This window comes from Caproiciproducens sp., assembly GCF_053840905.1.
Genome location: NZ_JBNLXQ010000021.1, coordinates 1 through 15,249 on the forward strand (window position 1 = coordinate 1; position 15,249 = coordinate 15,249).

Annotated in this window: 16 protein-coding genes; 11 read left to right on the forward strand and 5 right to left on the reverse strand. The window is 56.1% G+C overall.

Annotated elements, in window-relative coordinates; all coding sequences use genetic code 11:
* From ACQGQ5_RS14955 to aroF, 4 genes are all read right to left on the reverse strand, one after another.
* Positions 1-929, reverse strand: a 929-nt coding sequence (locus ACQGQ5_RS14955; RefSeq protein WP_455737289.1) for a 3-phosphoshikimate 1-carboxyvinyltransferase, incomplete at its 3' end; no start/stop codon positions are given.
* Positions 929-1,981 (reverse strand): 3-dehydroquinate synthase, encoded by a 1,053-nt coding sequence (gene aroB, locus ACQGQ5_RS14960; RefSeq protein WP_455737290.1) that lies wholly within the window; start codon positions 1,979-1,981, stop codon positions 929-931. The genes aroB and ACQGQ5_RS14955, both read right to left, overlap by 1 nt.
* Entirely contained in the window at positions 1,981-2,817 is an 837-nt protein-coding gene (locus ACQGQ5_RS14965) for a prephenate dehydrogenase (RefSeq protein WP_455737291.1), read from the reverse strand. Before ACQGQ5_RS14965 ends, aroB begins: the two co-directional genes overlap by 1 nt.
* A 27-nt stretch (positions 2,818-2,844) precedes the next feature.
* Positions 2,845-3,900, reverse strand: coding sequence for a 3-deoxy-7-phosphoheptulonate synthase (aroF, locus tag ACQGQ5_RS14970; RefSeq protein ID WP_455737292.1), 1,056 nt, complete (start codon positions 3,898-3,900; stop codon positions 2,845-2,847).
* A gap of 433 nt (positions 3,901-4,333) precedes the next feature.
* Between aroF and ACQGQ5_RS14975 the strand changes: the two genes are divergently transcribed.
* Complete coding sequence (locus ACQGQ5_RS14975) at positions 4,334-5,677, forward strand: sensor domain-containing diguanylate cyclase (RefSeq protein ID WP_455737293.1); 1,344 nt, start codon at positions 4,334-4,336, stop codon at positions 5,675-5,677.
* Positions 5,678-5,687: 10 nt separating this feature from the next.
* Here the strand turns inward: ACQGQ5_RS14975 and ACQGQ5_RS14980 are convergent, their stop codons facing one another.
* Positions 5,688-7,046 (reverse strand): shikimate kinase, encoded by a 1,359-nt coding sequence (locus ACQGQ5_RS14980; RefSeq protein ID WP_455737294.1) that lies wholly within the window; start codon positions 7,044-7,046, stop codon positions 5,688-5,690.
* Positions 7,047-7,269: 223 nt separating this feature from the next.
* Between ACQGQ5_RS14980 and acpP the strand changes: the two genes are divergently transcribed.
* The 10 genes from acpP to rplC all read left to right on the forward strand — a co-directional run bounded on the left by acpP (position 7,270) and on the right by rplC (position 15,236).
* Positions 7,270-7,497: an acyl carrier protein gene (acpP, locus tag ACQGQ5_RS14985; protein ID WP_038325944.1), complete on the forward strand. Its 228-nt coding sequence runs from the start codon at positions 7,270-7,272 to the stop codon at positions 7,495-7,497.
* Between the two features lie 200 nt (positions 7,498-7,697).
* Positions 7,698-8,798, forward strand: a complete 1,101-nt coding sequence (locus ACQGQ5_RS14990; RefSeq protein ID WP_455737314.1) for a sodium ion-translocating decarboxylase subunit beta — start codon at positions 7,698-7,700, stop codon at positions 8,796-8,798.
* A gap of 1 nt (position 8,799) precedes the next feature.
* The gene (locus ACQGQ5_RS14995; RefSeq protein ID WP_444658672.1) at positions 8,800-8,988 is read left to right on the forward strand and encodes an OadG-related small transporter subunit; all 189 of its coding nucleotides are present in this window, start codon (positions 8,800-8,802) and stop codon (positions 8,986-8,988) included.
* Between the two features lie 84 nt (positions 8,989-9,072).
* On the forward strand, positions 9,073-10,509 hold the full coding sequence (gene proS, locus ACQGQ5_RS15000) for a proline--tRNA ligase (RefSeq protein ID WP_455737295.1): 1,437 nt from the start codon (positions 9,073-9,075) through the stop codon (positions 10,507-10,509).
* A gap of 151 nt (positions 10,510-10,660) precedes the next feature.
* Complete coding sequence (locus ACQGQ5_RS15005; protein ID WP_455737296.1) at positions 10,661-11,149, forward strand: RNA polymerase sigma factor; 489 nt, start codon at positions 10,661-10,663, stop codon at positions 11,147-11,149.
* Positions 11,146-12,210 carry an LCP family protein gene (locus tag ACQGQ5_RS15010; RefSeq protein ID WP_455737297.1) on the forward strand — a complete coding sequence of 355 codons (1,065 nt, stop codon included), beginning with the start codon at positions 11,146-11,148 and terminating at the stop codon, positions 12,208-12,210. Before ACQGQ5_RS15005 ends, ACQGQ5_RS15010 begins: the two co-directional genes overlap by 4 nt.
* A gap of 348 nt (positions 12,211-12,558) precedes the next feature.
* Positions 12,559-13,401, forward strand: a complete 843-nt coding sequence (locus ACQGQ5_RS15015) for a hypothetical protein (RefSeq protein ID WP_455737298.1) — start codon at positions 12,559-12,561, stop codon at positions 13,399-13,401.
* Between the two features lie 138 nt (positions 13,402-13,539).
* Positions 13,540-13,782, forward strand: coding sequence for a hypothetical protein (locus tag ACQGQ5_RS15020; protein ID WP_455737299.1), 243 nt, complete (start codon positions 13,540-13,542; stop codon positions 13,780-13,782).
* A 440-nt stretch (positions 13,783-14,222) separates the two neighbouring features.
* Positions 14,223-14,534: a 30S ribosomal protein S10 gene (gene rpsJ / locus ACQGQ5_RS15025; RefSeq protein WP_038325938.1), complete on the forward strand. Its 312-nt coding sequence runs from the start codon at positions 14,223-14,225 to the stop codon at positions 14,532-14,534.
* Positions 14,535-14,603: 69 nt separating this feature from the next.
* Positions 14,604-15,236 (forward strand): 50S ribosomal protein L3, encoded by a 633-nt coding sequence (gene rplC / locus ACQGQ5_RS15030; protein WP_455737300.1) that lies wholly within the window; start codon positions 14,604-14,606, stop codon positions 15,234-15,236.
* The last annotated feature ends 13 nt before the right edge of the window (positions 15,237-15,249 follow it).

Consider the following 15,249-nt stretch of genomic DNA (forward strand, 5'->3'; position numbering starts at 1 on the left):
CTCAGCCGCTGCGCGTTGTAAATCCGCGTGCGTCCGCGGCAGAGCGCGGCGGTCGCCGCCAGAATCGGCACAAGGTCGGGAATCTGGGACGCGTCGATTTCCATGCCTTTCAGCTCGTTTGGCGAGACGGACAAAACGGAACCGTGCCACTCCGCCTTTGCGCCGAATTCCCGGAAAAGCCGCTCCGCCGCGCGGTCTCCTTGACAGGAATCCCGGTTCAGGCCCTCCAGACGGAGGTCGCCGCCCAAAGCGCCCGCGGCGAGAAAGAACGCCGCCTGCGACCAGTCCCGCTCCACCCGGTACGCGCACGGGCGGTATTTCTGGCGTCCCGCAATGTTCCAGCCGTTTTCGGCGGGCTCCGCCGTTACGCCGAATTCCCGCATGATTTCGACCGTCATATCCACATATCCCGCGCTTTCCAGCGGGGAGGAGAGCGTCAGCTCGCTGTCGCCGTCCAGAAGCGGAAGCGCGAGCAGAAGGCCCGTAATGAACTGGGAGCTGACGTTTCCCGGCAGCACAAACCGGCCCGGGGTCATCCGCCCGCTGACGGAAAGCGGAAGCCCGCCCTGCGTCCCGCACGAAACGCCGTGCTGCGGCAGGCAGTCCAGGTATACGCCGATGGGCCGCTCCGGCAGGCGCCCGCTGCCGGTAAATTCCGCGTTCAGCCCCAGCGCCGCTGCGACGGGAATCAGAAAGCGCAGGGTGGACCCGGATTCCCCGCAGTCGATCCGCACGGGGTCCCCGTCGCCGCAGATCGCCCGCATAGCGCGGCAGGTCGCCGTAATGTCGTTGCTGATCGCTTCCCCGTCGAAAAGAGGGGCGCCGCCCGCCAGCGCGGAGCAGATCGCCGCGCGGTGCGCCGCGCTTTTGGAGGGGGGCACGAGGATGCTTCCGTTCAGGACGGAGGGGGAGACCGTTACCTTTGCCATCACAGCGCCCCGGTCAGCTCGGCAAGGCGGCCGCGGGAAACCCGGTCCACAAAGCTTTCGCCGATTTCCCTGAGCATGATCAGGCTGATCATGCCGCCGCTGCTCTTCTTGTCCAGCGCGGTAGCTTCCAAAATCCGGTTTACGGGCATTTCGTCCTTTACCGGCAGGTTGTATTTTTTTAGGGCGGCGATGATTTCATTGGTCGTTCCGGCCTTTGTAATCCCCGCGTTTTCGCCGCATTTCGCCATCATTACCATGCCGATTCCGACGGCTTCCCCGTGGGAAAGCTTCTTGAAACCGTACAGCTTTTCCAGTGCGTGGCCGAAGGTGTGGCCGAAGTTCAGGAGCATGCGCTCGCCAGTGTCGAATTCGTCCCGCTCGACCACCTCGCGCTTAATGTCCACACAGCGGAAAATCAGTTCCTCTATCTTCTGGGAAATCTCTTCCCGGACGATCATATCGAACAGGGCCCGGCTTTTGATGCAGCCGTATTTGACCGCCTCCGCCATTCCGTCGGAAAAGTACCGCGGGAGAAGCGTGGAGAGCGTGTCCGGGTCGATCAGCACCAGCCCGGGCTGGTGGAACGCTCCGACCAGGTTTTTGCCCTGCGGCAGGTCCACGCCGGTTTTCCCGCCGACGGAGGAATCGATCTGCGCCAACAGGGTGGTCGGTATCTGGATGAACGGGATTCCGCGCAGAAAGGTCGCCGCGGCGAACCCCGCCATATCGCCTGTTACCCCGCCGCCGAGGGCGACGATAAAGTCGCTGCGGGTAAGGCCGCGCGCCGCGCACTCGGCGTACATGGCTTCAATGGAGGAAAGGCGCTTGCTTTCCTCGCCCGCCGGAAAAGAGAACGGGGAAGCGGAAAAGCCCGCGGCTTTCAGAGAATCCAGCACGCGCTTTCCGTACAGCGGGAGCACGTTGCTGTCGCCGATGACGACCGCTTTGGCGCCGGGCTTGAAAAGCTCCCCGGCGCGCCCGCCCGCCGCGTCCATACAGCCGCGCTCAATGATGATCCGGCAGGCGCCGGACGTGTGAACCGTCAGTTCCATTATTCACCAAGCCTTTCCTTGATCAGTCTGCCCCTGCGCAGAAGCGCGCGCAGGGTCTCGGCGTCGCCTTTTGCGACCGCCTCTTTGATATCGGTGATATTCGTAATGAGCGTATCCAGTTCCGCGGAAAGCGCCTTCCGGTTGTCGATGAAAAGCTCCGCCCAAAGCTGCTCGTTGATATTCGCGACACGGGAAACATCCCGGTAGCTTCCGGCGGAAAAGCCGTTGTGCTCCGGGCACCGCGGGCTCATGACATAGGCACAGGCAAGCACGTGGGGAAGCTGGCTGGTAAACGCAATCATCTGGTCGTGGTGCTCCGGCGTGGTGACCACCGTGCCGCCGAAATGGAGCTCCACGGCGACTGCCTTGAGCATGTCAACAGCGGACTGCGGCGCGCCGCACGGAACGATCAGATAGCTGGCGTCCAGAAAAAGGTCGGCGTCGCTTGCCGCAAAGCCGCTCTGTTCCCTGCCCGCCATGGGGTGCCCCCCCACGAAGGGGAAGCCGTGCTTTTCCGCCAGAAGCGGGAGGTGCCTGCAGATTTCCGACTTGATGCCGCAGGTGTCGGTGACGAGGCACGACTCCGGAATCAGATGGGCGTGCGAAGCGATAAAGTCGATATCGGCCTGCGGGTACAGGCAAAGGTAGAGCAGGTCGGCGTTTCGGATATCCCCGTCGTCCCCGATCCTGTCGATCGCGCCGCAGCCCAGCGCGGCTTTCAGGACCCCGGGGTCCCGGTCGATTCCGGCGACGGTGCATTCGCTGTATTTCTGAAAGGCTTTCGCGAGCGAACCGCCGATCAGGCCCAGGCCGACGATCACGATTTTCTTGTTCATACAGGCTTCCCTCCGTACGCGGTATTTTTAAATTTTATTATAACAAAGATCGGCGGGGGAATCCACTTTCCTTCCAAAAGCTTTCGCGGCGGACTTCACATGCGCCGCCACTTTGTCAAACTGGTCGGGCGTCAGGGACTGCGCGCCGTCGGACAGGGCCTTGGCGGGGTTGTTGTGAACCTCGATGATCAGTCCGTCCGCCCCGGCCGCGACCGCGGCGAGCGCCAGCGGCTCCACCAGCCAGGCAATGCCCGAGGCGTGGCTCGGGTCGACCACCACCGGCAGATGGGAAAGCTTTTTCAGGATCGGAATGGCGGAAATGTCGAGGGTGTTGCGCGTATAGGTCTCGTAGGTCCGGATTCCGCGCTCGCACAGGATCACGTTGTCGTTGCCGCCGGCCATAATGTATTCGGCGCTCATCAGAAGCTCCTCGATCGTGCTGGAAAGCCCGCGCTTGAGCAGGATGGGCCTTCTGATTTTTCCGAGCTCCTTCAGCAGCTCGAAATTCTGCATGTTTCTCGCGCCGACCTGGATGATGTCCACATTTTCCTTCAGGAACAGGTCGATCTGGCCGATGCTCATAAGCTCCGTAACGATCGGCAGGCCGGTTTTCTTTTTCGCTTCCCTGAGAAGCTCCAGCCCCTCGGCCCGCAGCCCCTGGAAGGCGTAGGGGGAGGTCCTGGGCTTGAAGGCGCCGCCGCGCAAAAACTGCGCGCCCGCCTTTTTGACCCGTTCGGCCACGCCGCAGATCTGCTCCTCGCTCTCCACCGAGCACGGCCCGGCAATCAGCGCGAGCCCGCCGTCGCCGATGGTCTGGCCGGTCGGCAGGGTAATCACCGTGTTGTCCGGATGAAACTTGCGGTTCGCTTTTTTATACGGCTCCTGCACCCGTTTTACGCTTTCCACAAAATCCTGCGCGGCAATGAAGTCGATGTCGATGGCCGAAGTGTCGCCGATCAGCCCGAGCACGGTGCTCTGCGTCCCCACCCAGGTGTTGACCTTCACGCTGTATTCCCCGGTGAGCGAATCCGTGAATTCTGAAAGCTGCTGCGGGGTACATTCGGGTTTTAATACGATAATCATGTTTTGTTCCTCCTTTGGTGCGGGCCGGTAAAATGAGTAAAAAAATAACGGAGCCGCTGTCAGCTCCGTTAAAAATATCAGCCCGTTATCAGTCAATAAAATACGGCTATATCCTTTTACACAAAAGCTTACAGTTGACTTTGCTGCACGCACAAAAATCCCACGCCATAAAATAGCGGGGATAACCGAAACCTGTAAATCGTGTTGTGTATGCGGACAAATTCATTCCATAACTCCCTTGTGTTCACCTTGTCCTGTATCATAATACAGAATGCCGCCGATGTCAAGGTGAAATTGCGGGATTTGGGCGCAAAGAAAAAAGGACGTGAAAATCCATCCGAAATTTCTTGATTGTTCCATACTGATTTGCTATAATCAGTAAATATATCAACCTGTGAATCAGCAAGTGTCTTTACGGAAAGAAGTGACGCCGATGCCCCAACCGGCAATGAGTACACTCGGTATAGAAAACATAGTCAATTACCTCGGCGGCGGTGTTTTCTGCTGTAAGAACGATGGTGTCCTGACGATTACCTATGCAAGCGATTCCTTTTACAGGATGTTCGGGTACAGCGAAGGGGAAATCACCGCGCTGAACGGGCCGGCGCCGAACCGGCTGCTGAGCAGTGACCAGCGGATCAACTGGGGCAGACTTGCCGAAAGCCTGAAAAGACGCGGCCTTGCCGAGCTGGAACTGAAGCTGGTCCGGAAGGACGGGGGCTCTATCTGGACCATCTGCTGTCTGCGCCTTATGACGGCGGAGGATGGTTCCGAGTATTTTTGCGGCGTGTTGGAGGATATTACCAAGAGAATGCATTCCATCAAGCGGGAAAGGGAACAGCTTGAAATCATCAAAAAAGCCAGGCGGGACCTTGCTGCCAGCGAGGAACGCTACCGCATCATCATGGAGCAGGCGGCCGACCCGATCTGCGACTATAACTTCAGGACGCAGGAGCTTTACTGCTCGCCCCCGTTCAAAGAAAAGTTCGGCATGGAAATGAACGCGGACGGCCTTCTGGACCAGCTGTTCCATTCGGATATTATTTTTGACGACGACAAATCGCGCATCCTCAACGACATCTACGGTTTTTTAAAGGGGACGAATCCCAAAAGCCCCGAGTACCGGTTCAAGGACGTCAACGGCAATTACCGGTGGTACCGGGTGCGCAGCACGGTGATCCGGGACGAGCAGAAGGAACCGTTCCGGATGATCGCCTTTATTTCCGACATCGACAGGCAGAAACGGGAAACGATCAACTTAAAGGAGAAGGCGGAGCACGACCAGCTGACCGGCCTTTACAACCGGATGACCACCAACGCGCTGATCGACAAGGCGATCGGCCGAAGCTCCCCGGGGAGCCGCCACGCTTTGTTCACCATCGATATCGATAATTTTAAGAATGTAAACGACAATCTGGGCCACCTGGTGGGGGACGAGGTGATTGTCGACATCGCCTCCAAAATCAAGAAAAAATTCCGCGGGGACGACATTATCGGCAGGATCGGCGGGGACGAGTTTGTTGTGTTCCTGACGGATATTTCCCGCAAGGACGTCAGGCGGAAAGCCGATGTGCTGCAGGCCATCTTCCGCAACGCCCATCCCCAGGACGACGCGGAGTTCCGGGTTTCCGGCAGCATAGGGGTCGCGTTTTACCCGGAGGACGGAAAAGACTACAACGAGCTGTTCGCGAAGGCCGACGCGGCCATGTACGCCGCGAAAAACAGCGGGAAGGACGCTTGCCGCACCTACTCCGACGCGGCGCTTCAGGAACAATGACAGGGCCCGCCTATTCGTTTGGAATGGGCGGGATTTTTACTGCCTCCCTGATTTTTTCCGCAACCGTTTCCACTCCGCCGTCCGCGTCCACCACGAAATCCGCCGCCGCGCGGTACCTGTCCGTCCGCTCGCTGTAAAGGCGGCGCATGGCTTCCTCCCGGCCGGGCCCGCTGAGCAGCGGGCGCGTGGAGTCGCCGGAAAGGCGCTTGCGGATGGCTCCCAGCGAAGCGTTTAGCAGTACGATCACGCCGTTTCCTTTCAGGGCGGCCGTGTTTTCGGGGTCCATCAGCGCCCCGCCGCCCGTGGCGATGATCAGGCCGCTTCTCAGAGACAGCTCTCTTGCCGCCGCCCGTTCCATCGCGCGGAAGGCGGCTTCGCCCCGCGAGGAGAAAATTTCCGCAACCGTCATGCCCTCCTTCCGCTCGATATAACGGTCCATATCCACAAAGGTACGGCCCGTGATCCGGGCAAGGCGGTTCCCCACGCAGGTCTTTCCGCTGCCCATATAGCCGCATAAAACGATATTGCCGAATTTCCTTTTCATTTCCGCCGCGGCGTCGGCGCAGAGCGCCTGAATATCGCCGTCGGCAAAGCTTGCCCCGTACCAGATCTCGTGCGCGGCGGCCGCCTGCCAGACCAGCATGCTCATCCCGCCGACGGCCCGCACGCCGTTTTTGCGCGCGGTCCTGATCAGGAGCGTTTCGTTTGGGTTGTATACCGCGTCGAAAACACAGGCGGCTTTCCGGACGGTTTCCTCCGGAACCGGGCATTCCCCGGTGCGGGGGAACATGCCGACCGGCGTGGCGTTGGCCAGCAAATCGATTTTTCCGCCGATGTTTTCCAGCAGGCAGAAATCCGCCCGGGCGCCCGCCGCTTTTGCGCGGATATCCGCGCAGAGCTTTTCCGCCGCCGCCAGCCCGTGCGGGCGCACGGCCACGGTCACGCTGCCGCCGGCAAGGGCCGCCTCAAACGCCAGCACCCTGCCCGCGCCGCCCGCGCCGAGCACCACCGTGCGTCCGCTCAGGCTTGCGCCGCCGGCTTTCAGCGCCTTGCAAAAGCCCGCGCCGTCCGTGGTGAACCCGGTCAGACGCCCGTCCGTATTTTTTACGGTGTTGACCGAATGGAAAAATTCCGATTTTTCATTCAGCCCGTCCAGCAGCGGAATAATCGACTGCTTATGGGGAATGGTGATGTTGAAGCCGCTCAGGGTACGGAGCAGCTCCATCCGGCCGGACAGTTCCTCCGGCGCGATGTCCAGGACGCCGTAGCGGCCGGTTCTTCCGCTCAGAGCGAAAAGTCTTTCATGAATAAACGGGGACATGGTGTGCGCAATTGGATGCCCAATCACGGCGAAATGATTCTCGACCATTTTCTTTCCTCTTGCTTTCTGAAAAAAAGGTTAAAAAAATATTGACAAAGTCATGGTTTGCTAATAATATGTGGTTATACGATCAGTGTCCGGAGCGATTTATGTGGTTTTTTCTGTGGCAATTGTAACACACGAGGGATATTTTTGTCCACAATAAACAATAACGTTTTCCGCGTGCCGATGTTTCAAAATTTGTAATCAAGATTTTTAAGGAGGATACGACATGGTTTTTGAGAAGGTAAAGGCGATTCTCAGCGAACAGTTTGACGTTGAGGAGGACTCTATCACTCCAGAAACAAGCATTGCTGACGATCTGGGCGCCGATTCCTTGGATGTAGTCGACCTGTTGATGTCCATCGAGGACGAGTTTGAAATCGAAGTTCCCGATGAAGAGATTGACAACATCAAAACCGTTGGGGAACTGGTAAAGTACATTGAAGATAATGTCTGAGTGACATGTCTTCCCAAAACCGCCGTGCGTGATGCATGGCGGTTTTTTAATTTTCTTCTGTTTTTATGTGATTTTATTGTGCTTTTACTTGAAATAGCACCGCGTATCAGATATAATAATTTTAAGTTTCGCATTTTTTAACAGAAGGAGAGTTAAAGTCGTTGAGTGAATTCAGCTTTTTAACGAACGGCATTCAGTACATGGCCCAGAACCCCAAGCTGCTGGTCATGTGGGCGATCGGCGCGCTGCTGATCTGGCTTGCCATTGAAAAGGATTTCGAACCGGCACTGCTCTTACCGATGGGATTCGGGGCAATTCTTGTCAATCTGCCGCTTCCCGGCGTAGTGGGGGAGTCCGGCATTGTGAAGTGGCTGTTTGAAAAGGGAATCGTCGCTTCCGAAGCGTTCCCTCTTTTATTGTTCGTGGGAATCGGCGCGATGATTGATTTCGGCCCGCTGCTTTCCAACCCGCGCATGCTGCTGTTCGGCGGCGCGGCCCAGTTCGGTATCTTCCTTACCGTCGTGCTGGCGGTTCTGCTCGGTTTCCCGCTGAAGGACGCGATGGCCGCCGGAGTGATCGGCGCGGCGGACGGCCCAACCTCCATTCTGGTTTCACAGGTACTCCACAGCAATTATATCGGCGCGATTGCGGTGGCGGCTTACTCCTATATGGCGCTGGTGCCGATTATCCAGCCCGCGGCGATCCGCCTTGTGACGACGAAGCATGAGCGGATGATCCGTATGCCCTATAATCCGAAGGCGGTTTCCAAAACCACGAAAATCCTGTTCCCGATCATCGTTACGCTGATCGCGGGGCTGGTTGCGCCGGATTCCGTCGCGCTGGTCGGCTTTCTGATGTTCGGCAACCTCATCCGGGAATGCGGTAAGCTGGAAGCGCTTTCCCAGACCGCGCAGGGACCGCTTGCGAACCTGATAACCATTTTCCTGGGAATCACCATCGCCTATCAGATGCGGGCGGAGCAGTTCCTTACCCTCGGCACCCTGATCATTATGGCGCTGGGCCTTTTCGCTTTTGTGTTCGACACCATCGGCGGCGTGGTCTTTGCAAAAATCGTGAACCTGTTCCTGCCGAAGGATAAAAAGATCAATCCGATGGTCGGCGGCGCGGGGATTTCCGCGTTTCCGATGTCCGCCAGGGTCATCCAGAAGATGGCTCTGAAAGAGGACAACCAGAACCACATCCTGATGCACGCGGTCGGCGCGAACGTGGCCGGCCAGGTCGGGTCGGTTGTTGCGGGAGGCATTATCCTGAATCTTGCAAGAATTTGGGGGATGATATAACATGATGCAGTTAAACGCAATGGCGGTTTTATTTAAGAGTCTTATGGGCGACGTAAGCGGCGCCGACATCGGAAAATCGTTTGAACTGATGGGGAAGGGCATGCTCGGTATTTTCATCGTAATGATTTTGATTTATGCCGTGATTGTCATCCTCAGTAAAACCAGCGGTACGAATAAAGATTCAAAGTAAGACGATCGATGAACCCCTTGGCGTTGCAAAGAGCCGGGGGGTTTGCTTTATCCCGTATAATCTAACAGAATTGAGGAGATTTCAATGGCGGAACAGAAGAAGATGGTAGACGCGATCACTCCCATGGAGGAGGATTTCGCCAGATGGTATACCGATATCGTCAAAAAAGCGGAGCTGATGGACTACACCAGCGTGCGCGGATGCATGGTCATTCAGCCGTACGGCTGGGCCATCTGGGAAAATATTCAGCATATTCTCGACACAAGGTTCAAGGAGCTCGGCCATGAGAATGTTTCCATGCCGATGTTTATTCCGGAGAGCCTGCTGAATAAGGAAAAGGAGCATGTGGAGGGCTTTGCCCCCGAGGTCGCCTGGGTCACGATGGGCGGCAGCGAAAAGCTGCAGGAGAGAATGTGCGTGCGCCCGACCTCCGAAACCCTGTTCTGCGACCATTACGCCAGGGTGATCCATTCCTGGCGCGACCTGCCGAAGCTTTACAACCAGTGGTGCTCCGTCGTGCGCTGGGAAAAAACCACGCGTCCGTTCCTGCGTTCCGTGGAGTTTCACTGGCAGGAGGGCCACACCATGCACGAGACCGCACAGGAGGCCGAGGCGGAGACGGAGCAGATGCTCCGGGTTTACGCCGACTTCTGTGAAAACGATCTTGCCATTCCGGTGATCAAGGGCCGCAAGACCGACAAGGAGAAATTCGCCGGCGCCGTGGCCACCTATACCATCGAGGCGATGATGCACGACGGCAAGGCGCTTCAGTCCGGCACCAGCCATTATTTCGGGGACGGCTTTGCAAAAGCGTTCAACATTACCTTCCAGGGCAGGGACAATTCCATCTGCCATCCGTTCCAGACCTCCTGGGGGATGAGCACCCGCATCATCGGCGGCATCATCATGACGCACGGCGACAACAACGGACTTGTGCTCCCGCCCGCCGTCGCGCCCATCCAGGTGATTATCCTGCCCGTCGCACAGCATAAGCCCGGCGTGCTGGAAAAGGCACACGAGCTGCGTGAGCGGCTCAAGAAGAGCTTCCGCGTGCGCGTGGACGATTCGGACAATACCCCCGGCTGGAAGTTCGCGCAGTATGAAATGAAGGGTGTTCCGCTCCGTCTGGAGATCGGGCCCAAAGATATTGAAAAGAATCAGTGCGTGCTGGTCCGCCGCAGCGACCGCGAGAAGATTTTCGTGCCGCTGGACAATCTGGAGGCCGCGATTGCGGAACAGCTGGAGGAAGTGCGCAAAGGAATTTACGAAAACGCGCTTGCCCGCCGCGAGAGCATGACGTATACCGCCCGGAATCTAAAGGAGCTCAGAGACATTGCCGACAATCAGCCGGGCTTTATCAAAGCCATGTGGTGCGGCGACCCGGCCTGCGAGGAAAAGCTCAAGGAAGCCGCGGGCGTTTCTTCCCGCTGCATGCCGTTCGAGCAGGAGCATCTGTCCGACACCTGCGTCTGCTGCGGCAGGCCCGCGAAATCGATGGTCTACTGGGGCAAGGCATACTGATAACGGAATAACAGCCTGACAGGTTTTCGACACTCTCACAGCCGCGGAACGTTCCGCGGCTGTTTTTGATAGGCTCCGTGATGATGATTATTTTTTATGCTGTAACCTTTTGGACCCGATAAACGTGTTGTTCGTGAAAGGAGATGAATCCATGGGGAAACAGGCAACGCGCCCGGACGATCTGTCTGAGAAATATGATTTATACGGGAATATGCTGTTCAAGCTCTGCATGGTCATTCTCTGCAACCGGGAAGACGCGGAGGACGTCGTACAGGACACCTTTGCGAAGTACTTGCAGAAGCGCCCTGAATTTCACAGCGAGGAGCATGAGAAGGCGTGGCTGATCCGGGTGGCCACAAACGGCAGCCGGGACAAAAGAAGGCGCTTCTTTTTCAGGAAGACCGTATCGCTGGAGGAAATCGGCGAGTACGCCGAAACCACGGAACAGACCGAGGTGCTGGAACAGCTGATGGAGCTGCCGCCGAACTACAAAACGGTTTTGTATCTTCATTATATTGAGGGCTATAAGATCAGGGAAATGTCCGGCATTCTGGGGATGAAGGAAAATGCCGTCAAGGTGGCGCTTTACCGGGGCCGGGAGAAACTGAAGCTGCAGATGAGAGAGGAGCTGATATCATGAAAACAGAGGATTTTATCGATGCGGTCAACCGGATTCATGCAAGGGAAGAGTTAAAGAATAAAGTGATGGGCGGAAAGCCGTCGCAGAACAGACAACGGTCCGGATTTCCGGCGCTTGCCGCCTGCGCAGCCTGTCTGGCCGTTTTGATATTGGGGATCACGTTTGTGCCGAAGCTGTTAAAACCCGTCGGCACCGTCCGGAACGGGGAGTCCGCGCCGAATGCATCCCTTTCCTCCTCCTACGCGCAGCCGGTTTTGGTGAACGGCCTTTATCATCAGGACGAGGTGCGCAACCTTTTGGTGCTGGGCGTGGATGACGCGGGCGGCACCGGCGCCGGGCGCAGCGACTGCATCATGCTTCTCTCCATCGACCGCCGGAAAGGCAGCGAGCGGTGGATTCTGACGCCTTTCCCGCGCGACCTGTACGTGGAAATCCCGGGGAACGGGAAAAACAAACTGAATGCCGCTTATCAGCTTGGCGGCGCCGAACTGAGCGTAAAGACGGTCGAGCGGAATTTCAAGATCGATGTGGATGATTACGCGGTGATCGACTACAACGGCTTTGTCAAGGCCGTCGATTCTCTGGGCGGGATTCCCGTGACCGTGACCGCACAGGAGGCCGACCTTGTCAACCGGTATTCCGGCGAGCCCGCCGCACGGGATATCAGCGCGGGGGACCGGACCCTTTCCGGCAGGCAGGCGCTGTACTATTCCCGTATCCGCCAGATCGGCGGAGAGGAGTCGAGGCTGCAGCGGATGCAGGCGGCGGCGGCGGGGATCATTGGCAGGCTGGAATCAGTGGATGCGCACTCTCTGGCCTCGCTTACGGAAAAACTGCTGCCCTTTGTCAAAACCAGCCTGAATACGGAAACCGCGCTGAAGCTGGGGACGGACGCTTACGCATGCCGGAGCTTTCCGGTCGGCTGTTTCCGGCCTTCGGAGGATCTGTATACAGCGCAGCAGGTTACCATACAGCAATCGAATACGGCGGTGCTGGTTCCGGATCTCGAAAAATATCAGAACAGCCTCATCCGGTATATTTACTGGAACGAGGTATCCTGAAACCCGCCGGATTCCTGTATATCCACTGCGAAGCGGAAGACATTTGCCTTCCGCTTCCTTATTTTCATATATTTATTTCATTTCACTGAATGAATTTGTTTCAAGTGGAAAATACTGTATAATATATTCTCCAAAAGGTAACAAACAAGCGGATTATTGTCATTTTCATAACGGGTTTGTCATTTGATTTTTTCGGCCGGATATGGTAGCATTAGGAAACGTTGGCAGATGTTTTAGAAAATTTCGTATGTATCCGGGCTTTGCCGGATACGTTGCGGCATACGGAGACACGCATCGGTTTGCCGATATTAAGAAGAAACAGAAATACTTAAAAGGAGTGAATCATCCATGAAAAAATTATGGGCTCTGATCTGCGCACTTGTCATGGTACTTTCCATGTCAGCCTGTAAAGGGCAGGCTGCTCCAACCCAGAACGATGTGTCCGGCGCTTCCAGCCAGACCGCTTCAGACGCGGGACAAAGCGGCGTGACTTCCGCGGGTTCGGCCTCTTCGGCAGCTTCCAGCAAGCCGACCGTACCGAGTCAGGCTCCGAGGGTAGAAAATAACAAGGCGGTTTCCGGATTGAACAACGGGACCTATACGGTGAAGGATGAAAAATACAGCTACAAGAACGGCAACATGTCCTATTCCGCAACCTACCCGGTGCTTTCCGGAAAAATCAGCAACGCGGATAAGGTGAATACGGCAATCAAAACCTCCGCGCTGAAGACGATCAATTCTTTGGGGACGGGCGCGAAAAAAGACAAAACCACGGTCAAGGTAAACAGCGACGTCACCTATGAAGGGACCGGCTTCCTCAGCCTTGGCTTCAACGAATACGTGAAGCTTTCCTCCAAAGGAGAGAACGTCCATACGCTCCGGGCAATGAACATTAACCTGAAAACCGGCGCCGCGCTGGAAATGAAAGACCTGATCACGAAAAACGACGCGCTTTGCAAGCTGCTGGAAACCGCCGCGAAGCAGCAGCTGAGCTCCGATATTGCCCCGTCCGTGACGGCCGGCGTAATCAAGTCCGCCCTGGATTCCGGCGCGATTTATTTCACGAAATACGACGTCGGCTTTGCTTTCCAGATTACAAAACCGGAAAAGCGCCTGGTCAAGCTCAGCCTGACCTATGCGCAGGTGAAGCCCTACGCTACCAGTAACGAGATCTGGAAGAACTTTATCTAAGCCTCGTTGCCTCGTTTGAAAAGGAAGGACCTTGTCCGTTTCGCCTAAAATTGAATCTTGGCCCCTCTGTTTGCTTTTTTCGGAAAATGCATCTATAATGGTTGGCATGAACGAAAATGGAAACGGAGGGGCGTTTTGATGAAACGGGTTCTTGCGGCGCTGTTCGGCATCTGTGTGGGGGCATTGCTTTACACCGGAATCAATTTGCTTAAAGGCGGAGAGGACGGCGTGTCGGCCGGCGTCATCGGCGGCGCGGACGGCCCGACTTCCATTTGGGTTTCCCACTCCTTTAACGCCGGGCTTTGGATTTTACTGGCTGCGGGTGTAATCCTTGCGGCCGCTGCTTTTTATCTGCTCCGCAGGCGCGGAAAGCAGAAATAGGGAGCGCTTTTGATAGAAAATTCCTCTTCTGCTGATTGCTGAAAATTTTTTTGGCAACATCACCAAATATCGTGTATAAATTTCTTGCAATAAAGAGAAAATAAGTATTGCATAACAAGCTCTTTTATGGTATTATAATCAAGCACGACTGCGACAGATATGCGATGAAGCGGGAGGTTGCGGCTGAAACAGGCCGGTTTTTCCGTGGAGTATGTCCGATTTTAAACCGGGCGACAGATACTTTGAGCGTGCGATAAGAGGATTCGTATGCGGATTTCCGCGTCTATGCTCTTATTATGCTCAGACGTTTTTTATGCCTATACCCGGATTTAACTTGTAAAAGTGAATCCGGTTTTTCAATGTGTTAAGAGGGAACACCCGGCACAGTGTTAGGATTTAAAAAACGCCGCCCGCCAACTACAATAAGGAGGCGATTCACAGTGGCAGTCAAGGAGAAAATCAGGATAAGAATTAAGGGTTACGATCATCAGTTGGTTGATCAGTCGGCTGAAAAGATTGTACAGACAGCGAAGCGCACGGGCGCAAGGGTTTCCGGACCCGTCCCGCTCCCGACGGAAAAGCAGATCATCACGATCCTGCGCGCTGTTCACAAGTACAAGGACAGCCGCGAGCAATTCGAGATGAGAACGCACAAGAGACTTATCGACATTCTCAGACCATCCAACAAAACCGTAGAGGCTTTGATGGGTCTGGAGCTCCCCGCCGGTGTTGAAATAGAGATCAAACTCTGATTTTAACCGACCAGCGGCCGAGGTCAAGTTGGCAAACGCCAACCAATAACCTGCATAGGAGGTAAAATAATGCAAAAAGGTATCATTGGCAAGAAAATCGGCATGACGCAGATTTTCGACGAAAAGGGAAATGTCATCCCCGTAACGGTTGTTCAGGCCGGCCCCTGTGTGATCTCACAGAAAAAGACGGTTGAAAACGACGGCTACGCAGCAGTCCAGATGGGCTACGGCGATTTGAAGCCGAACAAGGTCACGAAGCCCTTGAAGGGCCACTTTGCAAAGGCGGACATCGCTCCCAAGAAAACCCTCAGGGAGTTCCGCGTGGAAAACACGGAAGCTTACAACGTGGGCGATCTTGTCAAGGCGGACGCGTTCGCGGCGGGCGACAGGGTAGACGTCACCGGCACGAGCAAAGGGAAGGGATACGCCGGCGTTATCAAGCGCTGGAATTTCCAGAGACTCAAGGAAACCCATGGTTCCGGCCCTGTTGCCCGCCATGGCGGTTCCAACGGTTCCTGCTCGGACCCGTCGAGGGTGTACCCCGGCCTTAAGATGGCCGGCCACCTGGGCGCCGAGAAAGTAACGGTTCAGAATCTGACCGTTGCCAAAGTGGATGCGGAAAACAATCTGATTGCTATCAAGGGCGCAGTTCCCGGACCGAACGGCGGAATCGTAGTAATCCATGACAGCGTTAAGGCGTAAGGGAAGGAGGAAT